General features: G+C 66.6%; 27 protein-coding genes. 12 read left to right on the top strand and 15 right to left on the bottom strand.

Features of this window, described 5'->3' with window-relative positions; genetic code table 11:
* Positions 1–111 precede the first annotated feature (111 nt).
* From ACEWPM_RS08970 to ACEWPM_RS08960, 3 genes are all read left to right on the top strand, one after another.
* Positions 112–1,557 (top strand): aldehyde dehydrogenase family protein, encoded by a 1,446-nt coding sequence (locus ACEWPM_RS08970; RefSeq protein ID WP_393961330.1) that lies wholly within the window; start codon positions 112–114, stop codon positions 1,555–1,557.
* A 185-nt stretch (positions 1,558–1,742) separates the two neighbouring features.
* A complete protein-coding gene (locus ACEWPM_RS08965; protein WP_393961329.1) occupies positions 1,743–2,219 on the top strand; it encodes a GNAT family N-acetyltransferase in 477 nt (158 codons plus the stop codon).
* 115 nt (positions 2,220–2,334) lie between these two features.
* Positions 2,335–3,390, top strand: a complete 1,056-nt coding sequence (locus ACEWPM_RS08960; RefSeq protein ID WP_393961328.1) for a serine/threonine protein kinase — start codon at positions 2,335–2,337, stop codon at positions 3,388–3,390.
* Here the strand turns inward: ACEWPM_RS08960 and ACEWPM_RS08955 are convergent.
* Positions 3,387–4,028, bottom strand: coding sequence for a pseudouridine synthase (locus ACEWPM_RS08955; RefSeq protein WP_393961327.1), 642 nt, complete (start codon positions 4,026–4,028; stop codon positions 3,387–3,389). The two genes, ACEWPM_RS08960 and ACEWPM_RS08955, sit on opposite strands and share 4 nt — an antisense overlap.
* Positions 4,029–4,124: 96 nt before the next feature.
* Positions 4,125–4,712 (bottom strand): YqgE/AlgH family protein, encoded by a 588-nt coding sequence (locus ACEWPM_RS08950; protein ID WP_393961455.1) that lies wholly within the window; start codon positions 4,710–4,712, stop codon positions 4,125–4,127.
* A gap of 125 nt (positions 4,713–4,837) precedes the next feature.
* On the opposite strand from ACEWPM_RS08950, the gene ACEWPM_RS08945 reads away from it, so the two are divergent.
* Entirely contained in the window at positions 4,838–5,650 is an 813-nt protein-coding gene (locus ACEWPM_RS08945; protein ID WP_393961326.1) for a protein-disulfide reductase DsbD domain-containing protein, read from the top strand.
* On the opposite strand, the gene ACEWPM_RS08940 is transcribed toward ACEWPM_RS08945, so the two are convergent.
* From ACEWPM_RS08940 to ACEWPM_RS08920, 5 genes are all read right to left on the bottom strand, one after another.
* Complete coding sequence (locus ACEWPM_RS08940) at positions 5,651–9,043, bottom strand: efflux RND transporter permease subunit (protein ID WP_393961325.1); 3,393 nt, start codon at positions 9,041–9,043, stop codon at positions 5,651–5,653.
* A 3-nt stretch (positions 9,044–9,046) separates the two neighbouring features.
* Positions 9,047–10,516 carry an efflux RND transporter periplasmic adaptor subunit gene (locus ACEWPM_RS08935; protein WP_393961324.1) on the bottom strand — a complete coding sequence of 490 codons (1,470 nt, stop codon included), beginning with the start codon at positions 10,514–10,516 and terminating at the stop codon, positions 9,047–9,049.
* 72 nt (positions 10,517–10,588) lie between these two features.
* The gene (gene moaB / locus ACEWPM_RS08930) at positions 10,589–11,131 is read right to left on the bottom strand and encodes a molybdenum cofactor biosynthesis protein B (protein WP_393961323.1); all 543 of its coding nucleotides are present in this window, start codon (positions 11,129–11,131) and stop codon (positions 10,589–10,591) included.
* A 3-nt stretch (positions 11,132–11,134) separates the two neighbouring features.
* Positions 11,135–11,752 carry a LysE family translocator gene (locus ACEWPM_RS08925; RefSeq protein WP_393961322.1) on the bottom strand — a complete coding sequence of 206 codons (618 nt, stop codon included), beginning with the start codon at positions 11,750–11,752 and terminating at the stop codon, positions 11,135–11,137.
* Complete coding sequence (locus ACEWPM_RS08920; RefSeq protein ID WP_393961321.1) at positions 11,752–12,516, bottom strand: uracil-DNA glycosylase; 765 nt, start codon at positions 12,514–12,516, stop codon at positions 11,752–11,754. Before ACEWPM_RS08920 ends, ACEWPM_RS08925 begins: the two co-directional genes overlap by 1 nt.
* 168 nt (positions 12,517–12,684) lie before the next feature.
* Here ACEWPM_RS08920 and ACEWPM_RS08915 point away from each other — a divergent pair, with 168 nt between their 5' ends.
* From ACEWPM_RS08915 to ACEWPM_RS08890, 6 genes are read left to right on the top strand one after another with little or no spacing between them, the layout of a single operon-like run.
* Positions 12,685–13,641 carry an aspartate carbamoyltransferase catalytic subunit gene (locus ACEWPM_RS08915; protein WP_393961320.1) on the top strand — a complete coding sequence of 319 codons (957 nt, stop codon included), beginning with the start codon at positions 12,685–12,687 and terminating at the stop codon, positions 13,639–13,641.
* 12 nt (positions 13,642–13,653) lie between these two features.
* Positions 13,654–14,202, top strand: coding sequence for a hypothetical protein (locus ACEWPM_RS08910; RefSeq protein WP_393961319.1), 549 nt, complete (start codon positions 13,654–13,656; stop codon positions 14,200–14,202).
* The gene (locus ACEWPM_RS08905) at positions 14,199–14,651 is read left to right on the top strand and encodes a hypothetical protein (RefSeq protein WP_393961318.1); all 453 of its coding nucleotides are present in this window, start codon (positions 14,199–14,201) and stop codon (positions 14,649–14,651) included. The genes ACEWPM_RS08910 and ACEWPM_RS08905 overlap by 4 nt, the downstream gene beginning before the upstream one ends.
* On the top strand, positions 14,648–15,937 hold the full coding sequence (gene pyrC, locus ACEWPM_RS08900) for a dihydroorotase (RefSeq protein WP_393961316.1): 1,290 nt from the start codon (positions 14,648–14,650) through the stop codon (positions 15,935–15,937). The genes ACEWPM_RS08905 and pyrC overlap by 4 nt, the downstream gene beginning before the upstream one ends.
* Positions 15,938–16,543 carry a glycerol-3-phosphate 1-O-acyltransferase PlsY gene (plsY, locus tag ACEWPM_RS08895; RefSeq protein ID WP_393961315.1) on the top strand — a complete coding sequence of 202 codons (606 nt, stop codon included), beginning with the start codon at positions 15,938–15,940 and terminating at the stop codon, positions 16,541–16,543.
* Entirely contained in the window at positions 16,540–16,794 is a 255-nt protein-coding gene (locus ACEWPM_RS08890) for a hypothetical protein (protein ID WP_393961314.1), read from the top strand. Before plsY ends, ACEWPM_RS08890 begins: the two co-directional genes overlap by 4 nt.
* A gap of 10 nt (positions 16,795–16,804) precedes the next feature.
* Here ACEWPM_RS08890 and ACEWPM_RS08885 read toward each other — a convergent pair whose 3' ends face one another.
* The 3 genes from ACEWPM_RS08885 to ACEWPM_RS08875 all read right to left on the bottom strand — a co-directional run bounded on the left by ACEWPM_RS08885 (position 16,805) and on the right by ACEWPM_RS08875 (position 20,526).
* Complete coding sequence (locus tag ACEWPM_RS08885) at positions 16,805–17,578, bottom strand: 3'(2'),5'-bisphosphate nucleotidase CysQ (protein WP_393961313.1); 774 nt, start codon at positions 17,576–17,578, stop codon at positions 16,805–16,807.
* The gene (locus ACEWPM_RS08880; RefSeq protein WP_393961311.1) at positions 17,565–18,911 is read right to left on the bottom strand and encodes a TldD/PmbA family protein; all 1,347 of its coding nucleotides are present in this window, start codon (positions 18,909–18,911) and stop codon (positions 17,565–17,567) included. The genes ACEWPM_RS08885 and ACEWPM_RS08880 overlap by 14 nt, the downstream gene beginning before the upstream one ends.
* Positions 18,912–19,035: 124 nt before the next feature.
* Complete coding sequence (locus ACEWPM_RS08875) at positions 19,036–20,526, bottom strand: DUF2125 domain-containing protein (RefSeq protein ID WP_393961310.1); 1,491 nt, start codon at positions 20,524–20,526, stop codon at positions 19,036–19,038.
* A gap of 164 nt (positions 20,527–20,690) precedes the next feature.
* On the opposite strand from ACEWPM_RS08875, the gene ACEWPM_RS08870 reads away from it, so the two are divergent.
* A complete protein-coding gene (locus ACEWPM_RS08870; protein ID WP_393961309.1) occupies positions 20,691–21,443 on the top strand; it encodes an SDR family oxidoreductase in 753 nt (250 codons plus the stop codon).
* An 8-nt stretch (positions 21,444–21,451) separates the two neighbouring features.
* Positions 21,452–22,069, top strand: coding sequence for an enoyl-CoA hydratase/isomerase family protein (locus ACEWPM_RS08865; protein WP_393961308.1), 618 nt, complete (start codon positions 21,452–21,454; stop codon positions 22,067–22,069).
* Positions 22,070–22,073: 4 nt separating this feature from the next.
* Here ACEWPM_RS08865 and ACEWPM_RS08860 read toward each other — a convergent pair whose 3' ends face one another.
* From ACEWPM_RS08860 to ACEWPM_RS08840, 5 genes are all read right to left on the bottom strand, one after another.
* Complete coding sequence (locus ACEWPM_RS08860; protein WP_393961307.1) at positions 22,074–22,460, bottom strand: ExbD/TolR family protein; 387 nt, start codon at positions 22,458–22,460, stop codon at positions 22,074–22,076.
* Entirely contained in the window at positions 22,457–22,861 is a 405-nt protein-coding gene (locus tag ACEWPM_RS08855; RefSeq protein WP_393961306.1) for an ExbD/TolR family protein, read from the bottom strand. The genes ACEWPM_RS08860 and ACEWPM_RS08855 overlap by 4 nt, the downstream gene beginning before the upstream one ends.
* On the bottom strand, positions 22,836–23,510 hold the full coding sequence (locus ACEWPM_RS08850) for a MotA/TolQ/ExbB proton channel family protein (RefSeq protein ID WP_393961305.1): 675 nt from the start codon (positions 23,508–23,510) through the stop codon (positions 22,836–22,838). Before ACEWPM_RS08850 ends, ACEWPM_RS08855 begins: the two co-directional genes overlap by 26 nt.
* Complete coding sequence (locus ACEWPM_RS08845) at positions 23,507–23,929, bottom strand: hypothetical protein (RefSeq protein WP_393961304.1); 423 nt, start codon at positions 23,927–23,929, stop codon at positions 23,507–23,509. The genes ACEWPM_RS08850 and ACEWPM_RS08845 overlap by 4 nt, the downstream gene beginning before the upstream one ends.
* 96 nt (positions 23,930–24,025) lie before the next feature.
* Positions 24,026–26,473 (bottom strand): GcvT family protein, encoded by a 2,448-nt coding sequence (locus ACEWPM_RS08840; protein ID WP_393961303.1) that lies wholly within the window; start codon positions 26,471–26,473, stop codon positions 24,026–24,028.

Raw genomic sequence — 26,473 nt, 5'->3', positions numbered from 1 at the left:
GCACCCCCTCGCCAAAGCGCGGGTGACCTTGCAGGTCCGAGGGGCCGGGTCTATGTCTTGGGGCAAGGCGCGTTGGCGCCAGCAGACCACATAAAGCACGGGAGACACGACATGATCGAGAAGCGCCAATTCTACATCAACGGAAAATGGTGCGACCCTGCGTCGCCCAGCGACCACGAGGTCATCAACCCCTCCAATGAGGAGGCCTGCGCCGTTATCAGCCTCGGCGGTCAGGCCGATACCGATGCTGCCGTCGCCGCAGCCAAGGCCGCCTTCCCTGCATGGATGAACACCCCCCCGGCCGAGCGTATCGCGCTGGTCGAAAAGCTGCAGAAGGTCTACGATTCCCGCGCCGAGGACATGGCGCAGGCGATCAGCCTCGAGATGGGCGCGCCCATCGATCTCGCGCGCCAGCAGCAGGCCGCCGCCGGATCGGGCCATATCGGCGCCTTCATCAAAGCCGCCAAGGAGTATGAGTTCGAGCATGCGCACGACCCCAACACCCCCGGCAGCTATATCCGCAACGAGCCGATCGGCGTCACCGCCCTGATCACACCGTGGAACTGGCCGATGAATCAAGTCACGCTGAAGGTGATCGCCGCCGCCGTCGCAGGCTGCACGATGGTGCTCAAGCCCAGCGAGGAATCGCCTTTGTCCTCGATCGTCTTTGCCGAGATGATGGACGAGGCGGGCTTCCCGCCCGGCGTCTTCAACCTGGTCAATGGCGACGGCCCCGGTGTCGGCACTCAACTGACCGAGCATCCCGATGTCGACATGATCAGCTTCACCGGCTCTTCCCGCGCGGGCAAGCTGATCTCCAAGGGCGCTGCCGACACGCTCAAGCGCGTTTCGCTGGAACTGGGCGGAAAGGGCGCCAACCTTGTCTTTGCCGATGCCGACGCGGATGCGGTCGAGCGCGGCGTGCGCCACTGCATGAACAACTCGGGCCAGTCCTGCAACGCACCGACCCGCATGATCGTTCAGCGCGAGGTCTATGACGCCGCTGTTGAGAAGGCCGCCGCGATCGCCAATTCGATCAAGGTCGGCCCCGCCGATCAGGAGGGCGATCACATCGGCCCCGTCGTCAACAAGGTGCAGTTCGACAAGATCCAGGACCTGATCCAGCAGGGTATCGACGAGGGCGCGCGCCTTGTCGCCGGTGGCGTGGGCCGCCCCGACGGCCTCAACCGCGGCTTCTACGTCAAGCCGACGGTCTTTGCGGATGTGAACAACAACATGGTTGTCGCGCGTGAAGAAATCTTTGGCCCCGTCCTGTCGATCATCCCCTTCGACACCGAAGAAGAGGGCATCCAGATCGCCAACAACACGCCCTACGGCCTCACCGACTATCTGCAGACGCAGGACAAGGGCCGCGCCGCCCGCGTCGCCCGCGCCCTGCGTGCCGGCATGGTCGAGGTCAACGGCGAGAGCCGCGGCGAGGGCGCGCCCTTCGGCGGCATGAAGCAGTCCGGCAACGGGCGCGAGGGCGGTGCTTGGGGCATTGAGGATTTCATCGAGGTGAAATCCGTCTCGGGCTACGATCCCAAGGCGGCCTGATACCGCGCGACATGGCATTCCAAGGGGCTGGAGCGATCCGGCCCCTTTTGCATTTGTTTTTCGCGATTATCGTCTCGCGCAAATTGGTTTAGACCAGAGGGAATTGAGCCAGTATTCCACTTAGGGACTTCCGCGACTGCGAAACTCGACCTACGCTTATCTGGAAACTTGAAAGGCGCATCGAGATGTACAAGATCGTGGAGTTACCGGCGGATAAAGCAAGCATTCTGCTGCCTCTTCTCGGTCAGGTTCAACAACTCCATGTTGAAGCTCATCCCGATATCTTTCGGGACGATACGCAGCCCTCTGATCTGCGGGAATTCCTTCGGCAATTCATATCCAAGAAAGAGGTCCAGGCCTTGGCCTGTCTTTCGGATGAGGAAAATGCCATAGGATATTTGATTTACGAGGTTCAGGAGCACGGCCCGACCGCACTAAAATCGGCCTATCGCATCGGTTTTCTCCATCAGGTAGCTGTCGACGAAGCATACCGCGGCCAAGGAGTCGCATCGGATCTCATTGAGGAGATGACGCTCCGCTTGCGCACCACCGGCGTCTCGAAAATCCGTTCAGAACACTTCGCCTTCAACTTGCCGTCGGCGGCTCTAATGAACGCCGCCGGCATGCGGCCACTCAGGATCACCGTAGAAGGCGACACCTGAGAGAGCCCTCCTGTTCGGCGCGCTCCAACACATCGGGTAAGATGACAGAGTGATCCGGCCCCTTTCGCGTCTCGAAGGGCTGGGCGCACCCGCCGAAACGCTTTAGAAGGGCGCCATGAGCCTGCCCGAAACCTCCCCCGAAAGTATCGCCAACGCCGCCTTCGTTCCGAAGACGGTGCACAAGCGCGACATCTTCTCCGAGACGATTTCGGGCGATCTAGAGGGTATCCCCGACTACCCCGTGGTCCTGCGCAAGCTCGACACCGTGCCGTGGTATGCGCGGCCGATTGCCTGGGCACTGGCGCGCAAGGAAATTCGCGGCCTGCGCGCCGTGCAGGGGATCGAGGGTTGCCCCGCCCTCGTGCGCGTCGACAAGACCGGCCTTTTGCGCAGCTGGACACGCGGCACGCCCTTGCAACTGGCGCAACCATCGGATGCTGCCTGGTATCAAGACGCCAAGCGCCTCCTGCGCGAGATGCGGCGCAAAGGCGTCACCCATAACGACATCGCCAAACCGCAAAACTGGCTGATGACACCCGAGGGCCGCGCGGCCGTGATCGACTTCCAACTCGCCTCGGTCCACCGCCGGCGCGGGCGCCTTTTCCGGGTGATGGCGCGCGAGGATCTGCGCCACCTGCTGAAACAGAAACGCGCCTATGCGCCGGATCTGCTGACCCCGTCCGAGTCGAGGATGCTGGCGCAAAAAGCCCTGCCCTCGCGCATCTGGATGGCGACAGGCAAGCGCGCCTACAACTTCATCACGCGCCGCCTGATGAACTGGTCCGATGGCGAGGGCACCGAGGACCGCATCCAGCGTGATGGCCCTGCCCTGACGGCGGCGCTGATGGCGCATCCAGAGGTGACAGATGTGGCGCTCGCCACCTACGCGCTCCCGGCCAAGGGCGTCGGGCTTTACGCCTTTGTAGAAACCACGCTCCGCGCCGATGCGCTCGCAGACCTCGCGCCCCAGCCGAAGCCCGAGGCGATTCAGCCCGTCACCGCCCTGCCGCGCCACGCCGATGGCAGCGTCAGGGACGATGCGCTTGCCCTCATCGCCGCCAATCGGCTCGATGAATTGGCGCAACTGCAAGCGCGCGAGCCTGAATTGGCGGGCGCCCTCGCCCCTATCATCGCGAGCCGGCTCAACCTGACAGACCGCGTGCTGCGCTAGAACGGCGTCTTGGCGCGAAATGACATGCCGCGCCCGCTCTCGGGATGGTTGATGCGCAACTCCTCGGCATGCAGCATCATGCGCGGGTAGGCCGCGTCCGAAGCATAGAGCGGATCTCCCAGAATGGGATGCCCCATCGCCAGCATATGCACCCGCAGCTGATGCGTGCGCCCCGTCTTGGGCCAGAGCCGCACACGGCTCTCCTCGCCACTTGCCTTCAACACGCGATACTCGGTCAGCGACGGCTTGCCCGTCTCATGGCACACCATCTGGCGAGGCCGGTTTGGCCAATCCACGATCAGCGGCAGATCGACCTCACCCTTCTTGCCCTCCATGCGCCCCGCCACACGCGCCACATAGGTCTTGCGCGCCTTTCGCTCGCGGAACTGCTCGGACAGGAACCGCTGCGCATGGCCGGTAAGGCCGAACACCATCACCCCCGAGGTATCGCGGTCCAGCCGGTGCACCAGCAGCGCGGTCGGAAAGGCCGCCTGCACCCGCGTCAGAAGGCAATCGGCCAGATGATCGCCCTTGCCGGGCACCGACAGAAGGCCGTCGGGCTTCGTCACGGCCAGAACCTCGTGGTCCTCGTGGACAACGTCCAGCGGTGTCATGGGCGGATCATAAGGTGTCTGCATGGCGCCCGCTCTACCCTGCGCAGCACGGGCCGTCCAGCGCGCGCAGCCTGATTCGTCTTGGCAAGAATACTCCCGTGGGGAGCGCGGCCCGCGCTCTCAGGCCGTGCCGTGATCCGCCGAAAGGGCCAGCGGGCTGATCCCGAGCGTGGCCAGCGCCGACGCCCATTTATCGGGCGTACGCGTGCCGAAGACCAGCTTGGCGCTCGCATCGCAGATCAGCCAGCCATTCTCGGCGATCTCGCCCTCCAGCTGCCCTGGCCCCCAGCCGGCATAACCCAGCGCGATCAGGGCGCTGTCCGGCCCCTCGCCCGCCGCCATGTCCTCGAGGATATCCAGCGTTGCGGTCATGGCGAAAGCCTCGCTGACCTCCAGCGTCGAAATGGATGAGGCATATCCGGCATCGTGCAGCACGAAACCGCGTCCCGGCTCGACCGGGCCGCCGAAATGGATGGGCAGGCGACGCGCGCGGGGCCCGGCCTCGATATCCAGCTGTTCCAGTAGTTCGCTCAGCTTCAGGTCATCGGCCATCTTGTTGATCACAAGACCCATCGCGCCCTCATCCGAATGTGCACAGACGAAAATCACCGATTGGTCGAATCGCGGATCGGCCATGCCCGGCATCGCGATCAGCATACGGCCCGTCAAGTCCATGCCCGTCAGCGAGGCAGTATCGGGGGTGGTCATCATATTTTTGACAATGGCGGCTCGCCCCGGCCATTACAAGGGGCCGGGCATGCAGTCATGCGCCAAAGGCGCATCTGACCCGATTGTGAATTGGCTTTCGCCCCGGTTTCGCGCAAAGGAGAGGGATGAAACGTCTTGCCTCACGCCTCCTTGCCGCCGCGCTCTGCCTTGCCGCGCTGCCCGCCGCCGCGCAATCGCTGGATGCCGTCCAATCGGCGCGGCTGCTGCCGGGCTGGCGCATGGATGACGGCACACACATGGCCGCGCTCGAGTTGCGCCTCGCGCCGGGATGGAAGACCTATTGGCGCGCGCCCGGTGATCTTGGTATCCCGCCACGCTTCGACTGGCGCGGCTCGCGCAATCTCGCGGGTGTAGAGGTGGCCTGGCCCACGCCCGAGCGCATCGATCAGGGCGGCCTGTCCAGCATCGGATATCATGGCACGGTCATCCTGCCGCTGCATGTGCTGGCCAAATCGGGCGGGCGCAACATCACGCTCGACGGATCAGTCGATATCGGGGTCTGCCGCGACGTCTGCATCCCGCTTACGCTGGATCTTGGCGCCGATCTGCCCGCTGCCGATGCAAAGCGCGATCCGCGGATCATCGCGGCTCTAGCCGACCGCCCGATGAGCGCGGATGAAGCGGGCGTGGCGCAGGTGCGCTGCTCCGTCGCGCCGGGCAAGAAGAACGGCCTGACCCTGCGCGCCGAGTTCAGCATGCCGCCCATCGCAGCGTCCGAGATGCTTGTGATCGAGACGAGCGATCCCAACATCTGGATTGCCCCGCCCCGCACCACCCGTCAGGGCAACAGGATGGTGGCGGATACGCGGCTGGCGCATGTCGAAGGCCGGCCCTTTGCGCTCGACCGCTCGGGATTGCGGATAACTGTTCTTGGCGCCGGCCGCGCGGTCGATATCCAGGGCTGCCCCGGCGGCTGATCAGGCCCGCGCGCGAAGCGCTTGCCCAACGGCCAGCACCGCGTAGAGCAGAAATACCAGCACCACCGCGCCAAGCGAAAAGGCCAGCAGAGCGCCCGGCACCGCGCCCATTCCCGCCGCAAAGGGCACAAGAGCGGCCACCGCGCCGGGCAGAGCGCCCGCCCAGATCGCCCAGCCCATCGTCGCCGCGAACCACGCGGCAATTAGCGCCGCACCGGCCAGCATCGCGGCGCGCACACGTCCCTCCCGAAAGCGCATCCCGCGCCGCAGCGCCGCCATCTGCCGCGCGACGTCATGCTGAACCGCCATCAACGCAGGCACGACCAGCAGCACCAGGATCATGCCAAAGCCGAGGCCATAGACCAGCGTGATCACCGTGGGTTTCAGGAATTGCGCCTGCTGGCTCCGCTCGAACAAGAGCGGGGTGAGGCCCAGAACGGTCGTCAGCGTGGTCAGCAGCACAGGGCGCAGCCGGTCAGCAGCCCCGTCGATGATCGACGGGATCAGGCCACGGGTGCGGGCATGCTCGTCGATCGTGGTGACCAGCACGATCGAGTCGTTGATGATGATCCCCGTCATGCCCAGAAGGCCGACCACCGTGAACATGCTCAGCGGCACGTCCCAGGCGTGATGGCCATAGATCGTGCCCACCAGGCCGAAAGGAATGATTGCCATCACCACCATAGGCCGCGTCCAGCTGCCGAAGACCAGCGACAGCACCAGATAGATGCCGATCAGGGTCAGCATCAGGCCCAGAAGCGCGTCGTTCAGAAAATCGCTTTCCTGCTCGGCAAGGCCGGACATGGCCCAGTCGACTTGAAGCTCGGCAGCGATGCGGGGCAGGATGTCGCCGCGCACCAGCTCCTGTATCTCGGACGCGCGGGCGGGATCATCCTCCGAGATGTCGCCCGTCACGCTGATCACGCGCACGCCATTCTCGCGCCGCACGGTCGAGAAGCCGTCGCGCGTCTCGGCCGAGACGATCTCCGCCAGCGGGACATAGGCGCCGCCGGGGGTGCGCAGCTGCGTTTCTTCCAGAAAATCTGCGGTCAGGCTGCCGTCGGGCAACTCCACCCGGATCTCTGCGCTGCGGGGCCCGACAGGGTATGTTGCGGCCTCGATCCCGTTCAGCCGCGCGCGCAGCTCACGGCCCAGATCGTCAATGCCAAAGCCGAGCGCGGCGCCCTGTGGCGTCAGGTCCAGCACCAGCTCCTGCTTGTCATAGGCCAGGTCGTCCTCGACTCCGCTGACCTCGGGAAAGGCCGACAGCGCCTCTTTCAACCGCTGTGATGCGGCCTTGAGCGTCTGCGCGTCCGCGCCCGAGAATTGCACGTCCAGCGCATCGCCCCCCGGTCCGCTGCGCCAACCCCGAAAGCTGACCGTTTCGGCCAGCGGGTGGGGCACGATCCGCTCCTGCAGGTCTCCGGCGAAGGCAAAGCTGCTATAGGGACGCAAGTCCGAATCGATCAGCTCGATGGAAATGCCGCCCAGCTGATCGGGCTCTTTCATCTCGGCGCCCGAGAGGCCGCGGCCGGCATTGCCGCCGATCTCGGCGATCACATAGTCCAGCGGGCTCGCGCCATGCTCGGCCTCGTATTCCTCGGCCAATTCCTGCGTTGCGCGCTGCATCTCGCGCAGCATTTCCAGCGAATCCGCGCGCGTGGCCCCCGGCGCCATGGCGAAATTGCCGGTGACGCTGCCCTGCTCGGGCGCATTGAAGAAGCGCCATGTCACGTCGCCGCGCACGAAAAGCGCAGCCTGTGACGCAAGGATCAGGATGACCCCCGCCAGCACCGGGTAGCGCGCCCAGATGATGCCCGCCATGGCGGGGCGGAACACCCGTTCACGCGCCCATTCAAAGCCGCGATTGACCGTCCGCGATGGCGCATCATACCAGTGCCTGCGGCTGGATGCGGTCAGCGCATGGCTCATGTGGTGGGGCAGAATCAGAAAGCATTCGGCCAGCGATGCAATCAGCACCACGATCACCGTAAAGGGAATATCGGCGATCAGATCGCCGAACCGGCCCGCGATGGTGATCAGTCCACCGAAGGCGATGATCGTCGTCGCGGTGGCGGAAAAGACCGGCATCGCCATGCGGCGCGCGGCATTCTCGGCGGCGACGACGGGCGACTCGCCAAGGTTTCGCGCACGCGCATCCGCATGCTCGCCCACCACGATGGCATCATCGACGACGATGCCAAGCGTGATGATCAGCGCGAAAAGCGAGATCATGTTGATCGTGATCCCCGCCGCATACATCAGCGCGACAGCGGCCAGAAGGGCCACGGGTATCCCCGCCGCCACCCAGAAGGCCGTGCGCGCGTTGAGGAAAAGGAAGAGCAGCGTCACCACCAGCGCCAGACCCGTCGCCGCATTGTCAAGTAGCGTGGTCAGGCGGCTCGAAATCGCCTCGGACCGGGTGCGGATCAGATCGACGCTGACCCCCTCGGGCAGGGTGTTGGCCATTTCGGCGGCGACCTCTTCCACCGTTTCCTGAATGCCGATGGCATCGCCGCCTTCCGAGCGGTCGACGCGCAGGGAAATCGCCGGGTTGTCGCCCACGAAATACGCCCGCTCGCGCGCGGCGCCCAGAACGCGCACCTCTGCGACGTCGCCCACGGTGAGGCGGGTATCGCCGATGCCGCCGCGCAGGGTGATGGCGGCGATCTGCTCGGGGTCGCGCTTTTCGCTGCCGGTGCGCACGCGGGTGCCTGCGCCCTCGACATCGCCCGCAGGGTTGGCATCGACCTCGGCGGCGATGACGGCGGCGATCTCGGTGAGGGTGATATCGTGCTGTATCAGCTGCGTGGCCGGCACCTCGACGATGACCTGCGGCGCGGCAACGCCCCTCAGCGTGGTGCGCGTGACGCCCTCGGCAAAGAGGCGCGTCACCAGCTCATCGGCATAGAGCGCCAGCTGATCGGCGCCGACGGGGCCGGTAATCACCACATCCGTCACCCGGTCGGACCACGTCCCGCGCCGCACCTCGGGCTCTTCGGCAGCCTCGGAAAGGGTCGTCACCGCATCGACGGCGGCCTGCACGTCGGTGGCCGCGCGCGACATGTCCCAGCCGGGCTGGAATTCGATCGCGATGGTGCCGAAATTCTCGCGGGATGAGCCATTCGTGCTCTCGACGCCCTCGATGGCCAAGAGGTCAGGCTCCAGAACCTGCACAATGGCGGCGTCGATATCCTCGGCCCCGGCGCCATCCCACTCTACTGAAACCGTGACGCTCTGGATGATCACGTCAGGGAAGAACTGCGCGCGCATGTTGGGCACGGCGGCAAGGCCCAGCACGACCATGACGACCAGCAAGAGGTTCGCCGCCGTCGGGTGACGCGTGAACCATGACAGGATACCGCCCGTGCGCTCGCCGATCCCGCGCGCCACGCCCTAGCCGCCCATCCGGTTTTCCAGCCGTGCGACGACGCTCGCCGGCACGCGGGCCTGCGCCAACTGGTTCAGAAGGCGGGTGCGCATGGCATCGGGCATGTCGCGGCTGCCCTCGACATAGGCAATCAGGCGCGCCCGGCGCTCTGCGCTGAGGTCCATCATTTCGGAGTTCTCATCCGCAGCCTCGGCAGCATCGCCAAGGGCGCGCACCTTGATCCCCGCCCCCAGAAGCGGCGAGCGCTGGGTGACGACCCGCCTGCCCGCCAGCGTGGGCGCACCTTCGGCGGCACGGATCAGCACATCATCGCCCTGCCGGCGCAGCAGCGTCACGGCAACCGGCTGCAGCCGCCCATCTTCGCCCAGCGCAAGCACCGCGCCGTCGTTGCCCAGCGCGCTGGCGGGCAGGCGCACGACGCGCTCCAGCGGCGGCTCGGCCACCTCGACTGTGACGAAATCGCCGGGTTTCAGCCCCCGCGCTGCTTCCAGCCGAGCAAAGACCAGACGACCCGTCTGCCCCTCGCCCACCGCGGCGCTGGCGCGGGTGATCGCGCCGGGCGCGGTCAGCCGCGCGCCGGAGGCCTCGAGAACGGCGGTGACCGGAGCGCGGCGCAACTGGCCATCCTCGTCCAGCAGCCGGGCAAATTGCGCGGTCGAGACGCGGAACGCGACCTCAAGTGCATTGCGGTCGATCAGTGTGCCCAGCTGCTCGCCATTCGAGACCAGCGCGCCTTGATCCACGGTGACATCCGACAGCGCTCCCGCAAATTCGGCCCGGATCTCGGTCTCGGCCAGCCTCCGCTCGGCCTCGGCCAGTGCGATCTCGGCGCGCGCGGTCGCGGTCGCGGCCTGGTCTATGCGCGCCTCAGCGCCCAGCGCGGCCTGCCTGCGGGTCAGCACCGCCCCGCGCGCGGCGGCGGCTGCCAATTCGGCGGTTTCAACGGTAGCCGCGGTGCCCACCCCGCGCTCGGCCAGATCGCGCTGACGCTGCAGGGCGCGCTCCTGCAGATCGGCCTGATCGCGCGCGGCGGTCAGTTCGTCCTGGGCCAATTCCAACGCACGCTCCGCCTCGCGCGCCTCGGCGCGGGCATCCATCAGGTCGCTCTCCGCACGGTCGCGCGCCGCCCGCGTATCCGCCGGGTCGATCCGCACCAGGAGCTGACCGGCCTCGACCTGCCCGCCTTCCTCAAAGTCTTCGGCCAGCTCGATCACCGTGCCCGCCGCCTTGGCGCGCAGTTCCAGAGCGCGGCGGCTCTGCACCTCGCCATAGGCGGTGAGCGTGGGTGCGATGGTCTGGGGCGTGGCCAGCGCCACCTTGACGGCAAACTCGCGCTCCTCGCGCGCGCCTGCGCCCGGGGTGCGCTCCATCCGGGCCTGCACCGATGCGCTCAGGATATAGCCCGCATAGACCAGCAGACCTAATGTCAGCGACATCAGGATCAGGCCGGTCAGGCTGCGGCGCAGAAAATGCATGGCAGAGCGGTCCTCGCGGGGGTGTCATAGAGCGCTCTATATATAAGGCAGCGCGCCCGAATACCAAGCGCGCTACTTGCGGCGCCGGTGCTCGTCCAGGCGCGGCATGATCTCGACAAAGTTGCAGGGGCGGTGCCGGTAATCCAGCTGTAGCGACAGGATCTCGTCCCAAGCATCCTTGCAGGCGCCCGGACTGCCCGGCAGCGCAAAAAGGTAGGTACCATGCGCCACGCCCGCCGTTGCGCGGCTCTGGACGGCGCTGGTGCCGATCTTGGCCATGCTGACATGGGTAAAGACGGTGCCGAAGGCGTCGATTTCCTTCTCATAGACATCGCGGTGCGCCTCGACGGTCACGTCGCGGCCCGTCAGGCCCGTGCCCCCGGTCGAAATGATGGCGTCGATGCCCTCATCCTTGCACCATGCGCGCAGCTGCGCCGCGATGGCGTCCCGCTCGTCCTTCACAATGTTGCGAGCGGCCAGGACATGCCCTGCCGCCTCCAGTCGCTGCACCAGCGTATCGCCCGAGCGGTCATTCGCCTCGGCGCGCGTATCACTGACGGTGAGGACGGCGATGCGCACGGGGATGAATTCGCGGCTCTCGTCGATGCGGCTCATGGCTCAGACCCTTTCCAGAATGGCTAGTCGCGCGGCCAGCGCGGTAAAAATCGCGGCGCAGGCCCAGCCAAGGCTCCGCGCAAAGCGTGGCGATGCGGCCATGCGCCGGCCCAGCCCACCGGCAAAGACGCCAACCGCGCCATTGATGATCAACCCGCCGACGCCCATGATGGCGCCGAGGACCAAGAATTGCGGCAGAAGCGTGCGCGCCGGATCGGCGAATTGCGGCAGGAAGGCGAGGACGAAGAGGATCACCTTGGGGTTGGTCAGGTTCACCACCAGCCCCTCGCGAAAGGCACGGGCGGCGCTCATCGGGCGGCCCTTGGCCTTCATCGGCCCGGCCCGCATCGCGCCCAGCGCCAGCCACATCAGGTAGGCCGCCCCCACCCAACGGATCACGTCGAAGAGCCAGGGCGCCGCCGCCACCGCCGCGCCGAGGCCCAGCGCGGCGACCGCCGCATGCGCCAGCGAGCCGAGCGCGATCCCCGCGCTCGCAGCGATCGCCGGACGCGGTCCCGCCCGCAGACCCTGGCCGAGGCAGAACATCATGTCCGCCCCCGGCGTCAGGTTCAGCGCCATCGCGGCAGGCAAAAAGGCCAGCAAGAGCCACGGATCGATCATTACTTCCCCTCCCTCAACTTCGCCTGCACCGCCAGCAGATCGGCCCATGCCGCCCGCTTGGCGGTCGGCAGGCGCAAGAGATAGGCCGGGTGGAACATCGGCATCACCGGCTTGCCCCAGGCCTCGTGCCACTGCCCCCGCAGCTTGGTGATGCCGCGCGTGTCCAGCACGGTCTGGCAGCTGATATTGCCCATGAGGATCACGATTTCGGGCGCGGCCAGCTCGACATGGCGCTGCACGAAAGGCCGCATCATGTCGATCTCGTCCGGCTTCGGGTCCGCATTCTGGGGCGGGCGCCAAGGCATGATATTGGTGATGTAAACGCTCTCTTCGCGGCTCAGCCCGATGGCGGCCAGCATCCGGTCCAGCATCTGGCCCGCCCGCCCGACGAAAGGCCGCCCCTCGCGGTCCTCGTCCCGCCCCGGCGCCTCGCCAATGACCATCACGCGCGCGCCCGGCACCCCGTCAGAGAAGACCAGATTGCGCGCCCCGCGCTTCAGCTCGCAATGCTCAAAGGCCGCAAGCGCCGCACGCAAGCCGTCCAGATCCTGCGCAGCGCCCGCCGCCTGACGCGCGGCTTCCACCGCATCCGGCCCATCCGCCGGACGGGCGGGCGCGACAGCAGCAGCCGGCGCCGCCTTGGGCGCAGCTTCAGGCGCTTCGTAGCGATTGACCGGTGCATCACCAATCGCCTCGTCGACGCCCAATTCGACCTGCCATTGCAGGAGCGCGCGCAACCCGTGAAAATCCAATGCCGAATCCATGCCGCCAAACTACCCCCACCGTCCCACCGGCGAAAGCACCGAAAGCGCCGCAGCTTCATCTTGGCGAAGATACTCAAATTCCCGCACGCGCCCTTCGCGCCTCCGGCTTGCCGATTGAACGCCGCCCCCGCCCATGCGATAACGCGCACAGCTTATCAGGAGATGCCGGTGACCTTTGCCCACACCCACCTTCTGGGGATCGAGCCTTTGGCCCCCCATGACATCCGCGCGGTGCTCGACCTCGCCGATATCTATGCCGAGCAGGGCCGCAGCGGCGCCAAGCATGGCGATGCGCTGGCCGGTCTCACGCAGATCAACATGTTCTTCGAGAATTCCACCCGCACCCAGGCCAGTTTCGAGCTGGCGGGCAAGCGTCTGGGCGCGGATGTCATGTCGATGGCGATGCAGGCGAGCAGTATCAAGAAGGGAGAGACGCTGATCGACACCGCCATGACGCTGAACGCGATGCATCCCGACCTTCTGGTCGTGCGCCATCCGCATTCGGGCGCGGTAGACCTTTTGGCGCAAAAGGTGAATTGTGCGGTCCTGAATGCGGGCGACGGGCGGCACGAGCATCCCACGCAGGCCCTGCTGGATGCGCTGACGATCCGGCGCGCCAAGGGGCGGCTGCACCGGCTGAGCATCGCCATTTGCGGCGATATCGCCCATAGCCGCGTCGCCCGCTCGAACATCATCCTTCTGGGCAAGATGGAGAACCGCATCCGCCTCATTGGCCCGCCAACGCTGATGCCCGCAGGCATCGGCGAGTTCGGGGTCGAGGTCTATGACGATATGCAGGCGGGCCTCGAGGGGGTCGACGTGGTGATGATGCTGCGCCTTCAGCGCGAGCGGATGGATGGCGGCTTCATCCCGTCCGAGCGCGAATATTACCACCGCTACGGCCTCGACGCCGAGAAGCTGGCCCATGCTGCGCCCGATGCCATCGTCATGCATCCCGGCCCGATGAATCGCGGCGTCGAGATCGACGGCGAGTTGGCAGACGATATCCGCCGCAGCGTCATTCAGCAGCAGGTGGAGATGGGCGTCGCCGTGCGCATGGCGGCGATGGACCTTCTGGCGCGCAACCTGCGCGCCCGCGCTACCCCGACAACGGTAATGGTCTGAAAAGGTGCTGACATGAGCGACAAGATGGACATCAAGGCAAGCGAGACCGGGGTCGTGCGTGTCTTTGCCGTCGATATCCCGGCGGACCAGATCGCGGCGTTCACCGCCCGCAACGGTCGATGGCCCCTGCGCGAGGCGCTGGGGGCCGAGACGCTGGATGCCGACCATATCGAGGTGTTTGACGCCTCGGACCTTACCGGGGTGGGCCTTGCCGGCTATCTTTCCGACGGGCACGCCATTCCGGACGACCAGATCGAGCCGATGCGCGCCCAGCTCGCGGCGCAGGAGGGCACGCTAATGGTCATCACCTCGCGCGCCTTCCAGGGCACCGCGCAGGTGCTGACGCCCCGCGCGCCGCTCAACCTGATCGCCACCTTTCAGGAGCCGCATGATCCCATTACCTTCGGCGCCCTCCCCGATGCCTCGGCGCGCACGCCCGAGCACGAAGGCGACGCGCCGCGCAAGGCGCCCTCGGATGCTGCAATGTCTGGTCGCGTCGCCATGATCGTGCTGCTGGTTCTGGCGCTACTGGTCGTGGTGATGGTGTGGATTGCAGCATGAACGATCCGATTTTGCCCCCGGACACCGCGTCCACCCCGCTCGACGCGGGAGAGAGCGTGCGTGACATCTTTCGCGCCGATCGTTCCACCTATTGGCGCGATCATGCGTTGATGGCTGCTGCGGCAATGGCGGCCGGCATGGTGATCCTCGCCGCATTTGGCAATCCGCATGTCTGGACCGGCGCAGTCGGCGGGCTGGCCGCCATTGCGGTGCGGGCTTTTTATCTGTCGAGCGAAGCACTGAATGACCAGTGGCGCCTGACGGACAGCCGGCTGATTGGCCCCGGTCCTGCCACGATTCCGCTGGCACAGATCAGCGCCGTGCGCGGCATTGGCTCAGCGGTGCAGGTGATCACGCGCGCGGGCGACAAGCATCTTCTGAAATACCTCGCAGACCGTCGCCGCGTCGAGGCACGCATAGCCGCAGCCGCCGGAGTATCTCCCGCATGATTTCTACCCTCATCACCAACGCCCAGCTGATCGATCCCGAAGGCGGCACCGTCACGCGCGGCAGCGTCTTGATCGAAGAGGGGCGCATCAGCCGTGTGACGCCCGAGGGGACGGAGGCCTGCACACCCTCCGGCGCGCGCGTGATCGATGCGGGAGGCAAGCATCTGGCGCCCGGCATCGTCGATATCGGCGTCAAGGTCTGCGAGCCCGGTGAGCGGCACAAGGAATCCTTCCGCTCCGCCGGCCTCGCCGCCGCCGCCGGGGGCGTGACCACCATGGCGACGCGGCCCGACACGCTGCCCGCCATCGACAGCCCTGAAGTGCTGGAATTCACGCGCCGCCGCGCGAACGAGGCGGCGCCGGTCAATGTCCTCCCCATGGCCGCCCTGACCAAGGGGCGCGAGGGGCGCGAGATGACCGAGATCGGCTTTCTCATGGATGCCGGCGCCGTGGCCTTTACCGATTGCGACCATGTTGTGCGCGACACCAAGGTCTTTGCCCGCGCGCTGACCTATGCCCGCGCGCTCGGCGCGCTGGTCATCGCCCACCCCCAAGAGCCGGGACTCTCCGCGGGCGCCGCCGCCACGTCAGGCAAGTTCGCCTCGCTCTACGGCCTGCCCGCCGTCAGCCCCATGGCCGAACGGATGGGCCTCGACCGCGATATTGCTCTCTTGGAAATGACCGGCGCGCGCTATCACGCGGACCAGATCACCACGGCCCGCGCGCTGCCTGCGTTAGAGCGCGCCAAGCGCAACGAGCTGGACATCACCGCCGGCACGTCGATCCATCACCTCACGCTGAACGAGCTGGACCTTTCGGGCTATCGCACCTTCTTCAAGGTCAAGCCACCACTGCGCAGCGAAGAGGACCGCCAGTCGATCATCGAGGCGGTCCGCACCGGCCTGATCGACACGATCAGCTCGATGCACACGCCGCAGGACGAGGAGTCGAAACGTCTGCCCTTCGAGGAGGCCGCATCGGGCGCGGTCGCGCTGGAAACGCTGCTGCCCGCCGCGCTGCGTCTGTTTCACTCGGGCGAGCTGGAACTGCCCGTGCTTTTCCGTGCACTGTCGCTGAACCCGGCCAAGCGTCTGGGGCTGCAATCGGGACGGATGGCTGTCGGCGCGCCCGCCGATCTGGTGCTGTTCGATGCGATGAAGCCCTTTGTGCTGGACCGTTTCGCGCTCCGCTCGAAATCCAAGAACACACCATTCGACGGCGCCCGCATGCAGGGCCGCGTGCTGGCGACCTATGTCGGCGGCGCGGCCGTTTACGAGGCCGAATAGATGCCGATAGTGGAAACCTCCGCCGTCGTTCTGATCCTCTGGGCCGTCATCGGCTACCTTCTGGGTTCGATCCCTTCAGGCATGATTTTGGCCCGCGCGATGGGGCTTGGTAACCTGCGTAAGATTGGATCAGGCAATATCGGCGCGACCAACGTGCTGCGCACCGGATCGAAAAAAGCCGCAGCCGCGACGCTGCTGCTGGATGGCCTCAAGGGCGCGGTGGCGGTGCTGCTGGCGCGCTGGATTGCGGGCGAGGACGCGGCACAGCTTGCGGGTCTCACTGCATTCCTCGGGCATTGCTTTCCCGTCTGGCTGGGCTTTCGCGGGGGCAAGGGGGTGGCGACCTTCCTGGGCCTGATTCTGGCGCTGGCATGGCCGGTGGGGCTGCTGGCTTGTGTGACTTGGCTGGCGACGGCGGCAGTGATGCGCATCTCGTCGCTCTCGGCGCTGGTGGCGGCAGTCAGCGCGCCGGTTTGGATGTTTTTGCTGGGCTATCGGTCGATGCTGATGTTGGGCATGGTATTGGCCGTGCTGATCCTCTGGCGGCACCGCAGCAACATCGCGCGCCTGCGTGCCGGAACCGAGCCGAAGATCGGCGCCAAGTGAAGCCGTTTCTGGAGGCGTGGGATGCGCTTCCCCTTGGCACGTTTCAACGGGTGGCGGAGGGACGACGATATGTCGTCACCCGCAGCGACTTTTCCGGCGGAGCGGCGCAGAAGCTGGTCGCCGAAGAGCTGGGTGGCAACGATTACATCAGCATGAATGTATATCGCCTGGCCTCGGGGCCGCTGCTGAAGCCCTGCGAGATGCCCGAAGGGAAGGTGGTGCGCTTCGTCCTGGCGCTAAGGCAGGCCTGAGCCATCGCAATCACGACAGTTCCTTAACGATCTCGCGATGCAAGAGCGGCCCTGCCGCCACCATCCCGTCCACCTGCGGAACCGGGTTGTTGAAGCGCAGCGCATTGCCGCGCCGGTCCGTCGACAGCGCCCCCGCCTCGCGCAGAATCAGATCGCCCGCGGCCACGTCCCATTCCCACGTCTTGCGCAAGGTGAGCATCGCATCGAACCGCCCCTCGGCCACGAGGCTGAGGCGATAGGCGAGTGACGGGCGATGCTCGCGCTTGAAGGCAGGCACCGCGCCGCGCCAGTGCCGCGCCTCCAGCATGGGGCGCGCGGCCAGCAGGGTCGCGCCTTCGGCCCGATCCATCGCGCTGGCGCGGATTGGCGCTCCGTTCAGCGTTGCGCCCTCGCCCAGCGCGGCGGCATACATCAGATCAAGCATGGGCAGGTAGACGACGGCGGCGGTCACCTGGCCCTCATCCACCACGGCCAGCGCGTGTGCCCAGGCGCGGCTGCCGTCGATAAAGCTGCGCGTGCCGTCGATTGGATCGATGATGAAGGTGCGCGGCGCTGCGGCGCGCAACGGATCATGCGCGCTTTCCTCGCTGAGCCAGCCATAGGCAGGCCGCGCACCGCGCAGCTTGGTCTCCAGCGCGTCGTTCACGGCCAGATCCGCCTCAGTGACCGGGCCGGCTTCCTCGGGCTTGTCCCAGCGCCGCACGCTACCGCCGATAAAAGACGTCGCCACCTCGCCGGCCTTGTGGGCCGCGTCGATCAGAAGGGGCAGATCACGTGCCGGCAAGTGTCATCCCCTCGACCAGAAGCGACGGCACGACCGAGCTGAGATGGGTCCGCGCGTCATTGGCGGGCGTCAGGCGCATCAGCATGTCATGCAAATTGCCGGCGATGGTCAGCTCGTTCACCGGATAGGCGATCTCGCCATTCTCGATCCAGAAACCGGAGGCGCCGCGCGAATAATCCCCGGTATTGGAATTGATCGTCGAGCCGATCATCGACGTCACCAGCAGACCGGTGCCCATGTCCTTGATCAGATCCTCGCGGCTGGCGCTGCCTTGGGTCAGCGCGATGTTCCAGGTGCCGGGGCGCGGCGGGCCGGACATGCCGCGCTTGGCATTGGCGGTCGATTGCATGCCCAGCTGCCGCGCGCTGGCGAGGTCCAGAATCCAGCCGGTGAGAATACCGTTTTCCACGATGGCCCGGCGCTGAGTCGGCAGGCCCTCGCCGTCATAGGGGCGCGATCCGGCGACGCGGGGCCGGTGCGGATCCTCGACGATGCCGAGGCTTTCCGGCAGCACCTGCTGGCCCAGCTTGTCCCGCAGCCAAGTCGCGCCGCGCGCAACGGCCGCACCATTTGCAGCACCCAGCAGATGGCCGATCAGCGAGGTCGAAATCCGCTCGTCAAAGAGCACCGGATACGCGCCCGTCTTGGGGCGGCGTGCGCCAAGGCGCTCGGTGGCGCGCTCGCCCGCACGGGTGCCGATATCGGCGGCATCGCGCATATCGGCGTCCCAGATGCGCGCATCGCCGTCCGAGTCGCGCTCCATCCCCGCGCCCGTGCCGGCAATGGCGGCGCAGGAGACATACCAATCTGTGCGCGTGTGCCCGGCGGCGAAACCGTTGCTGGCGGCCAGCCAGATACGCCGCCGCTCATACCCCGCGGTCGAGGCCTGCACCTGGCTGACCCCATCCACGGCAAGAGCCGCCGCCTCGGCCTCGGCGGCGCGGCGCTGTAGCTCGGCAGGTTCGGGCTCGGGCGCGGGATCGGCCAGCTGCAACGCCTCCATGTCCCAATCGCGGGCAAGCTGGTCTGCATCCGCGAGTCCGGCATGGGGATCCTCGGGCGCCTCGCGGGCCATGGCGACTGCACGCTCGGCCAGGATGTCCAGCGTCTCGCGCCGGATGTCGGAGGAGGACACATTCGCCTGCCGCTGCCCGACCAGCACGCGCAGGCCCAGATCGGTCGCCTCCGACCTCTCGGCCTGCTCCAGCGCGCCGCCGCGCACGTCGATCACCTGGGAGGCGCCTGTGGCGACGATCGCATCGGCACTATCCGCGCCCGCGCGGCGCGCCGCCGCCAACAGGGCCTGCGCCAGATCATCATGGGTATGCGTCATAAAATCAGCCTTTCGAATGCACCTCGTGAGGTAGTCCGCCCCGGCCCCCGGCACAAGGGCGGGCGGCAAACGCAAAACGGGCCGGAGGATACCCCCGGCCCGTCTGCAATCCGCCTGAGCGGTGTTACTTCAGCCGCTGACCATTGGCCACGATCCCGCCATCCTCGGTAAACTCGATGTCGGATTTCAGCACATCCTCGCCCTCGCCGGGAACGGCGGCCATGCCCAGCATCATGCGTGCGCCCATGGCCTGATCCTGTTCCAACAAGCCCATCGAGATCAGCTTGTCCATCAGCGTGTTGGCGCCCGTCAGGACGAAGGACAGGTTGCCCACTGGCTTGGGCTGACCGCCATAGCTGACCGTATCGCTGTTGTCGAAGGTGACATTTCCCTGCCCGGTCAGTTCGGCCCCGGCAAGGCTGATCAGAAGGCGGTTCAGCGTTAGCGCGTTCAGCTCGGCGGGGACGGCCGCGTCATCCGAGTCCAGCTCGGCCATAGCGGCGGCGTCCATGATGTTGACAAAGACGCTCGCCTCGCCATCCAGATCCAGCGCGACCGTGGCCGGATCGCGGGGCAGCACGCCCTCGGGATCGAAGAGCCCCCAGACATTGTCGCCCAGCGTCAGCCCGCCCAGCAGGAAGGTCAGGCCGAAATCCTGCGGCTCCTGCCCTTCGGCCAGCGGGACGAGCAGATCGAAGGCGCTCTCGTCCATTTCCATCGACAGTGCGAAGGGCATCTGGGGCACCATCGCCTCGACTGCGGTGCCCTTGGTCGTGCCGCCATAGGCCAAGCCCGTCTTGTCCATGCGGATGGTCAGCTGACCACCCTGGCTGGAGGAGCTGCCGGTGGTCACATCGCCCTCATCGGTGAACTCGAAGCGGCTGTTGCCGGGGCCAAAGACATAGCCGCCATCCATGGCAAAGCCCGCCTCCAGCGCAGCGGCCATATCATTCATATCGACGGCGTCAGGGATGATGACATTGCCCATCATCTCCAGCGTCTCGAACTCACCCGAAAGGGCCACGGCTCCGCCTTCGGGGTCAGCGAAGTTCACGGTATAGGTTGCAGGACCGGAGCGCACCGTCTGCTCGGCGGCGCGGCCGTCCTCCAGCATCATCACCGTCTGGCCCACGACATCGCGCATGTCAAAACGGATATCGCCCAGATCGACAGCCTCGCCCTCGGCGGTCAGACTGCCCATGGTCATGCCAATATTGTCGGCCGTGTAGTCATAGCTCATCCGGGTGGCATTGCCCGACACGACGCTGTCCATGCCTTCGGTGCGGTAGAGCAGCTCCAGCGTATAGGCCTCGGGCGCGTCCGCCGCGATGGTGATCGGCATCTCGCCGGGATAGACGATGCGCACTGTGCCCGTGCCATTGTCATTCAGCGCGATCTGCGGAACCGTGATCGTGGTCTCACCCCCCTCATCGGGCAGGGTCTGGGTCAGGACAATGTTCGTCAGTTCCAGCCCCGATGCCGTCTGCGCCTCATCTGCGGTCACGGCAAAGCCGAAGCCGGTCAGGTAGTCCTGCCAGTCGGCCCAGACGTCTGCGGGAGTGACATCGGCCATTGCCGCGCTGCCGGTGACCATCAGCGCCATAGCGGCGGTCATGGCCCTGTGCGTGCCATAGAAATTCATTTGGGACCTCGTTTATCCGGAAACTTTGCGCTCAGCTTCGGGCCAATAGGGGCCAGCGTCAAGAGCCGCAGACTGGACCATGGCGTTACCCGGCGCTACTCAGGTCCGAGAGCCTATCATTACCGCAGGAGAGAGCCATGACATCCGCCCCAGACATGACCGGAAAAACCGTGCTTATCACCGGCGCCAGCCGGGGCATTGGCGCCGAGGCCGCACGCGTCTTTGCCGAGGCGGGCGCAAATCTGGTGCTCATGGCCCGCTCGGAAGACGCCCTACGGGAGGTTGCCCGTCCGCTGGACGCGCTGGCCGTCACCGGCGACGTGGCCCGCTACGGCGATGTCGCGCAGGCGGTAGAGCGGGCGCAGGAGCGGTTCGGCGCCCTGGATGTGCTGATCGGCAATGCGGGCGTCATCTCGCCGATTAGTCCGATGGACAGCGCCGATCCGGATGATTGGGGCCGCGCCATAGATATCAACCTCAAGGGCGTCTTTCACGGCATGCGCGCGGCCATGCCGGGCATGCGGCAGGCCGGGGGCGGCACGATCTTGACGATCTCCTCCGGAGCCGCGCATAGCGCGCTCGAAGGGTGGAGCGCCTATTGCGCGTCCAAGGCGGGCGCGGCCATGCTGACCGCCTCGGCCCATGCCGAGGGCGCGGATTTCGGCCTGCGCGCGATGGGACTGTCGCCCGGCACGGTCGCCACGGACATGCAGCGCGACATCCGCGCCAGCGGGATCAATCCGGTCAGCCAGCTGGACTGGTCCGACCATATTCCGGCGGACTGGCCTGCGCGCGCGCTGCTCTGGATGTGCGGCGCGGGGGCGGATGCCCATCTGGGCCAGGAAATCTCGCTACGCGACCCGGTGATCCGCAAGGCCATCGGGCTGTAGGGCGCGCCATGATCACGCTGGACGAGCAGGGCGGCATCTGGACCGTCACCATCGACCGCGCCGCCAAGGCGAACGCGCTGAGCGAGGACATGCTGACCCGGCTGGCCGAGATTGCCGAGGCCGCAGGCCGCCCCGGCGCCGCGCGCCTGCTGATCCTGACCGGCGCGGGCAAGGTCTTTTCCGCCGGTGCCGACCTGGCCGCGGTGGAGAGCGGACTTGCCACCCATCCGGTGTGGGAGCGGCTGTCATCGGCCATCGCCGCGCTGCCCTGCCTGAGCATCGCGGCGCTGAACGGCACCGTTGCGGGCGGTGCGATGGGCATGGTGCTGGCCTGCGATTTTCGCGTCGCGGTGCCCGGCGCGCAGGTTTTCTACCCGGTGATGAAGCGCGGATTTCTGCCGCAGCCCTCCGATCCCGCGCGCCTCGTGGCGCTGGTGGGGCCGGGCCGCGCGCGGCGCATCCTTCTGGCTGGTGAACGACTGGAGGCGCAGACGGCGCTGGAGTGGGGCCTTTTCGACCGGATTGCAGAGCCCGAGGCGCTGATGGAGGCCGCGATGGGCCTGGCTGAACACGCCCTGTCAGCGACGCCCGAACATGCGGCCACGATCAAGCGGCTGATCCGCTGAGCGCCTAGTTCAATCCGCGCTCGGTCACGATCACGATGCGGCCCGCCCCCGCTGCGCGCAATTCGCGCGCGATGCGCACCAGTTGAGCGGCCGGCAGGTCGCGGTCGGGCACCAGACGGACCTCGGGGTTGGCCTCGGCCCCGAGGCGCGGCAGCAGCGCGCCCGCGGACGCCATCTCTTCGCCCCGATAACTCAGTGTGGCATCGGCCCGGATCACCAGCGCATCGGGTGGCGGGCGCCCCTCCAGCGCATCGGTGCGCACCAGAGTCACGTCATTGTCCATCGGCCGGGCCAGCGTTCCGGCGACCATGAAAAAAACCAGCATCAGAAAGACGATGTTGATCAGCGCGATCGTCGGCTCGCGCCGCGAGGAGGGACGCGAACGTCTCATGCGCCGCCCAGAACGGTCGGAGAGATGCCGGGGATGCCGCGCAGGGTCACCAGCAGATCGGTCAGGCGCTGCGCGGTGACGCCGTCGCCCAGCGCAATCAGCAAGGGTTGCGCCTCATCGGCGGCAGGGCGCGCGCGCAGCGTCTCGGCCAGTGCCTCCAGCGGCAACGCCTCGCCATTGAGTGTCAGATCATCGCTGCGGAGTTGCAAGAAAAGAGGGGGCTGACCGCTCTCTTGCGCCGCGCCCCCGGTCGCCGCGCTCAGCTCAACCTCGGAGAATTTCGAGAAGGTCGAGCTGAGCATGAAGAACAGCAAGAGCAGGAAGATGACGTCGATGAGCGAGGTCATCGACAGCCGCCGCCGCACCCGGCGCCGTCTAGGCACGTTGCGGCGCCGCCTCATCCGCCGCCGCATCTTCAGCCGGGCCGGCCTCGTGGCTGCGGGGGCCGCGCGGGTGAAGGATGGTGGCCAGCGCCCGCTCGGCGGTGACGCGCTCGGCATCCATGCGGCCCTCGAACCAGCTGAGGACAAGGGCGGTGGGCATCGCCACCACCAGCCCGACAGCCGTCGTCAGAAGCGCGACCCAGATACCGCCTGCGAGGATCGACGGATCGACCTGCGCGCCCGCATCCTGCAGCGCCTGAAACGCCTCGATCATGCCCAAAACCGTGCCGAACAGGCCCAGCAGAGGCGCCAGTTGCGCCACCGAATCCAGCAGGCGAAAGCCACGCTCCAGCCTGGCAAAGCGCGTCTCGGCCTCGGCTTCCAGCCGCTGTGTATCGGCTGGCCCGGAGGTGAAGGCCATCTCGACCACCGGGGCCAGGTAGCTGCGCGACCGGGCCAGCGCGGCGCGCGCGCCCTCGCGGTCGCCATGATCCCACGCGGCCACGGCCTCCTTGAGCGCGGTGTGCCGCCCCACACCCGCCGCCGAAAACTGCCATATCTTGTAGAGCATCACGGCCAGTGTCACGACCGACACCGCAATCAGCAAGATGACGACCGGCCCGCCGATCTCGGCAATCTGGCGGAACGGATCAAGAAGAGTGTTCATCCCATCACCTCGATGTCGGTGCGGCTGGAGAGGATCAGACCCCGCTCGCAGGCACCCTCGGGCAGGCCAACGCCGCTACAGGTCTGCGCCCCGTTAATGAGGATGCTCCCGATCCCCTCGCAGGTCACCGCCGCCACCGAGAATTGGCGAACGCGGGGCCGGCCAGGCGGCAGGCTGCCCAGATCGAAAAGGGTCAGCCGGTCGACCTGCCCCGACACATCGAAAAGGACAGTCTCGTAGATGGCCTGATCGATCTGCACGTCATGGCCGTTCTGCACCAGAAATGACAGCGTGCAGGCCCCGTCCACCGTTTTGGCCGCGTTCAGCTCGATCGAGACGGCGGCGCCTTTGGAAACCTCGGCCATGGCGGGCACGGCGGCAAACAGGGCAATAGTCGCCAAAATCGGGCGGAGCGCCATGAATCGTCTCTCCCTCATTGCGGATACGCCCCAGCTTTTCACCATATGGGGCGCATCATGGCAATGAAGGATCGCCTTGTCCGTCGGGACGCGCCGCTACATGCGCACCCGCTCGCTCTTGGGATCATAGATGGGCTTAAGGCTCGCCTCGGCCCGCACCCGCGTGCCCGCAACGTCGATCTCGTAGGCCGAGGCCAGCACCTCCTCGGCGCTCTCCCCCTTGCAGGGAACGTACCCCATCCCGATGGCACCACCCAGATGGTGGCCGTAATTGCCCGAGCTGACATAGCCGACGATCTCGCCATTCCGCAGGATCGGCTCGTTATGATATAGCAGCGGCTCGGGGTCGGTCAGGCGGAATTGCACCATGCGCGCGGCCAGCCCCTCGTCCTTCTTGCGCAGAACCGCATCGCGCCCGATGAAATCCGGCTTGGCCGTCTTGACCGCAAAGCCCAGACCCGCCTCCAGCACGTGATCCTCCGTGGTGATATCGTGGCCGAAATGGCGAAAGCCCTTCTCGATCCGGCAGCTGTCCATGGCGTGCATCCCGCAGAGCGTCATGCCATGCGCGCGGCTCGCCTCGCGCAACACCTCGAACGCATGGCCAGCCATATCGGCGCTGACATAGATCTCCCAGCCCAACTCGCCCACGTAAGAGACGCGGTGCGCACGGGCGAGGCCCATACCCAGTTCGATCTCCTGCGCGGTGCCGAAAGGGTTGGCCGCATTCGTAAAATCGGCAGGCGACACCGCCTGCAACACCTTGCGCGCGTTCGGCCCCATGACCGCGAGCACACCTTCGCCCGCCGTCACGTTGGTGATGACGACATTATGCGCACCCTTGTGACGCTCCATCCAGGTCTGATCGGCGAGGCGCGTGGCGCCAGGGGTGACGACCAGATAAGCCGTCTCGGAAAGGCGCGTGACGGTCACATCCGCCTCGATCCCGCCGCGGCTGTTCAGAAATTGCGTATAGACGATGCGCCCCACCGGAACGCTGAAATCGCCGCCACCGACATGGTTGAGGAACGCCTCGGCATCCGGCCCTTCGACGCGCAGCTTGCCGAAGCTGGACATATCGTACATGCCCACATTCTCGCGGATCGCGCGGTGCTCGGCGGCGGAATTCTCGAACCAGTTCTGCCGCTTCCAGCTATAGCGATACTCGCGCTCCTGCCCCTCGCGCGCGAACCAGTTGGCGCGCTCCCATCCCGCCGCCTCGCCCATGACGGCGCCCTGCTCCAGCAGATGGTGGTGGAAGGGTGTGCGGCGGATGCCGCGCGCCGTGGCCTTTTGGCGGTGTGGGAAATGATCGGCGTAAAGAAGGCCCAGCGTTTCCTTGGACCGCTCGAAGAGATATGTCTTGTTGCCCTGAAAGGGCTGCATCCGCGCGATGTCGACCCCGCCCAGATCAAATGGCTTTTCGCCGGTATCCATCCACTGGCTCAGCGCGTGGCCCGCCCCGCCCGCCGACTGGATGCCGATCGAGTTGAAGCCCGCCGCGACCCAGACGTTATCCATCTGCGGCGCGAGGCCAAGGTGATAGGCATCATCGGGGGTAAAGCTTTCGGGGCCGTTGAAGAAGGTATGGATGCCCGCGCTGGCCAGCATGGGCAGGCGGTTGCAGGCGGCCTCGAGGATCGGCTCGAAATGGTCGAAATCCTCGGGCAGCTGGTCGAATTCAAAGGTGTCGGGGATGCCGTTCATGCCCCAAGGCTTGGCCAAAGGCTCGAACGCGCCGACCAGCATCTTGCCTGCGTCCTCCTTGTAATAGGTGCACTCATCCGGCACGCGCAGGACGGGAAGCTGGGTCAACCCCTCGATGGCCTCGGTCACAATGTAGAAATGCTCGCAGGCATGGAGCGGAACGTTGATGCCCGCCATGCGGCCCACCTCGTGCCCCCACATCCCGGCGCAGTTGACGATCATGTCGCAGGCGATATGGCCCTCGGAGCTGCCATCGTCGGCGGCCCAATCGACGCCGGTGACGCGGCGACCCGCCTTCTGGATGCCGGTGACGCGCACCCGCTCCTGAATGCGCGCGCCGCCCTGCCGCGCGCCCTTGGCCAGCGCCAGCGCGATATTGGCGGGATCGGCCTGCCCATCGGTGGGCAACCAGATGCCGCCCGTCACGCCATCCAGATTGAGATGGGGGTAATGCTCCTTGATCTCGCTGGCCGACAGTTCCTCGGCGGGCACGTCGAAGGCGCGCGCCATGGCCGCCGCGCGGTAGAGCTCCTCCAGCCGCTCGGAGGTCAGCGCGGCCGAGACCGACCCGACCTGCCGGAAGCCTGTGGCGACGCCGGTTTCCTCCTCGAGCGTGGTGTAGAGACCGGCGGTATAGCGCGCGAGCTTGGTCATCGTGTTCGAGGTGCGCAGCTGCCCGATCAGGCCCGCCGCGTGCCATGTCGTGCCGCTGGTCAGCGCCTTGCGCTCCAGCAGGACGATATCGGTCCAGCCGAGCTTGGCCAGATGATAGGCGACCGAACAGCCGACGACGCCGCCGCCGATGATGACCACGCGGGCCTTTGTGGGCAGATCCAT

It is taken from the genome of Roseovarius maritimus (genome assembly GCF_043355895.2).
Lineage (GTDB): Bacteria > Pseudomonadota > Alphaproteobacteria > Rhodobacterales > Rhodobacteraceae > Roseovarius > Roseovarius maritimus.
The sequence above is the reverse complement of the archived record's forward strand: the minus strand, read 5'-3'. Positions and strand labels throughout refer to the sequence as shown.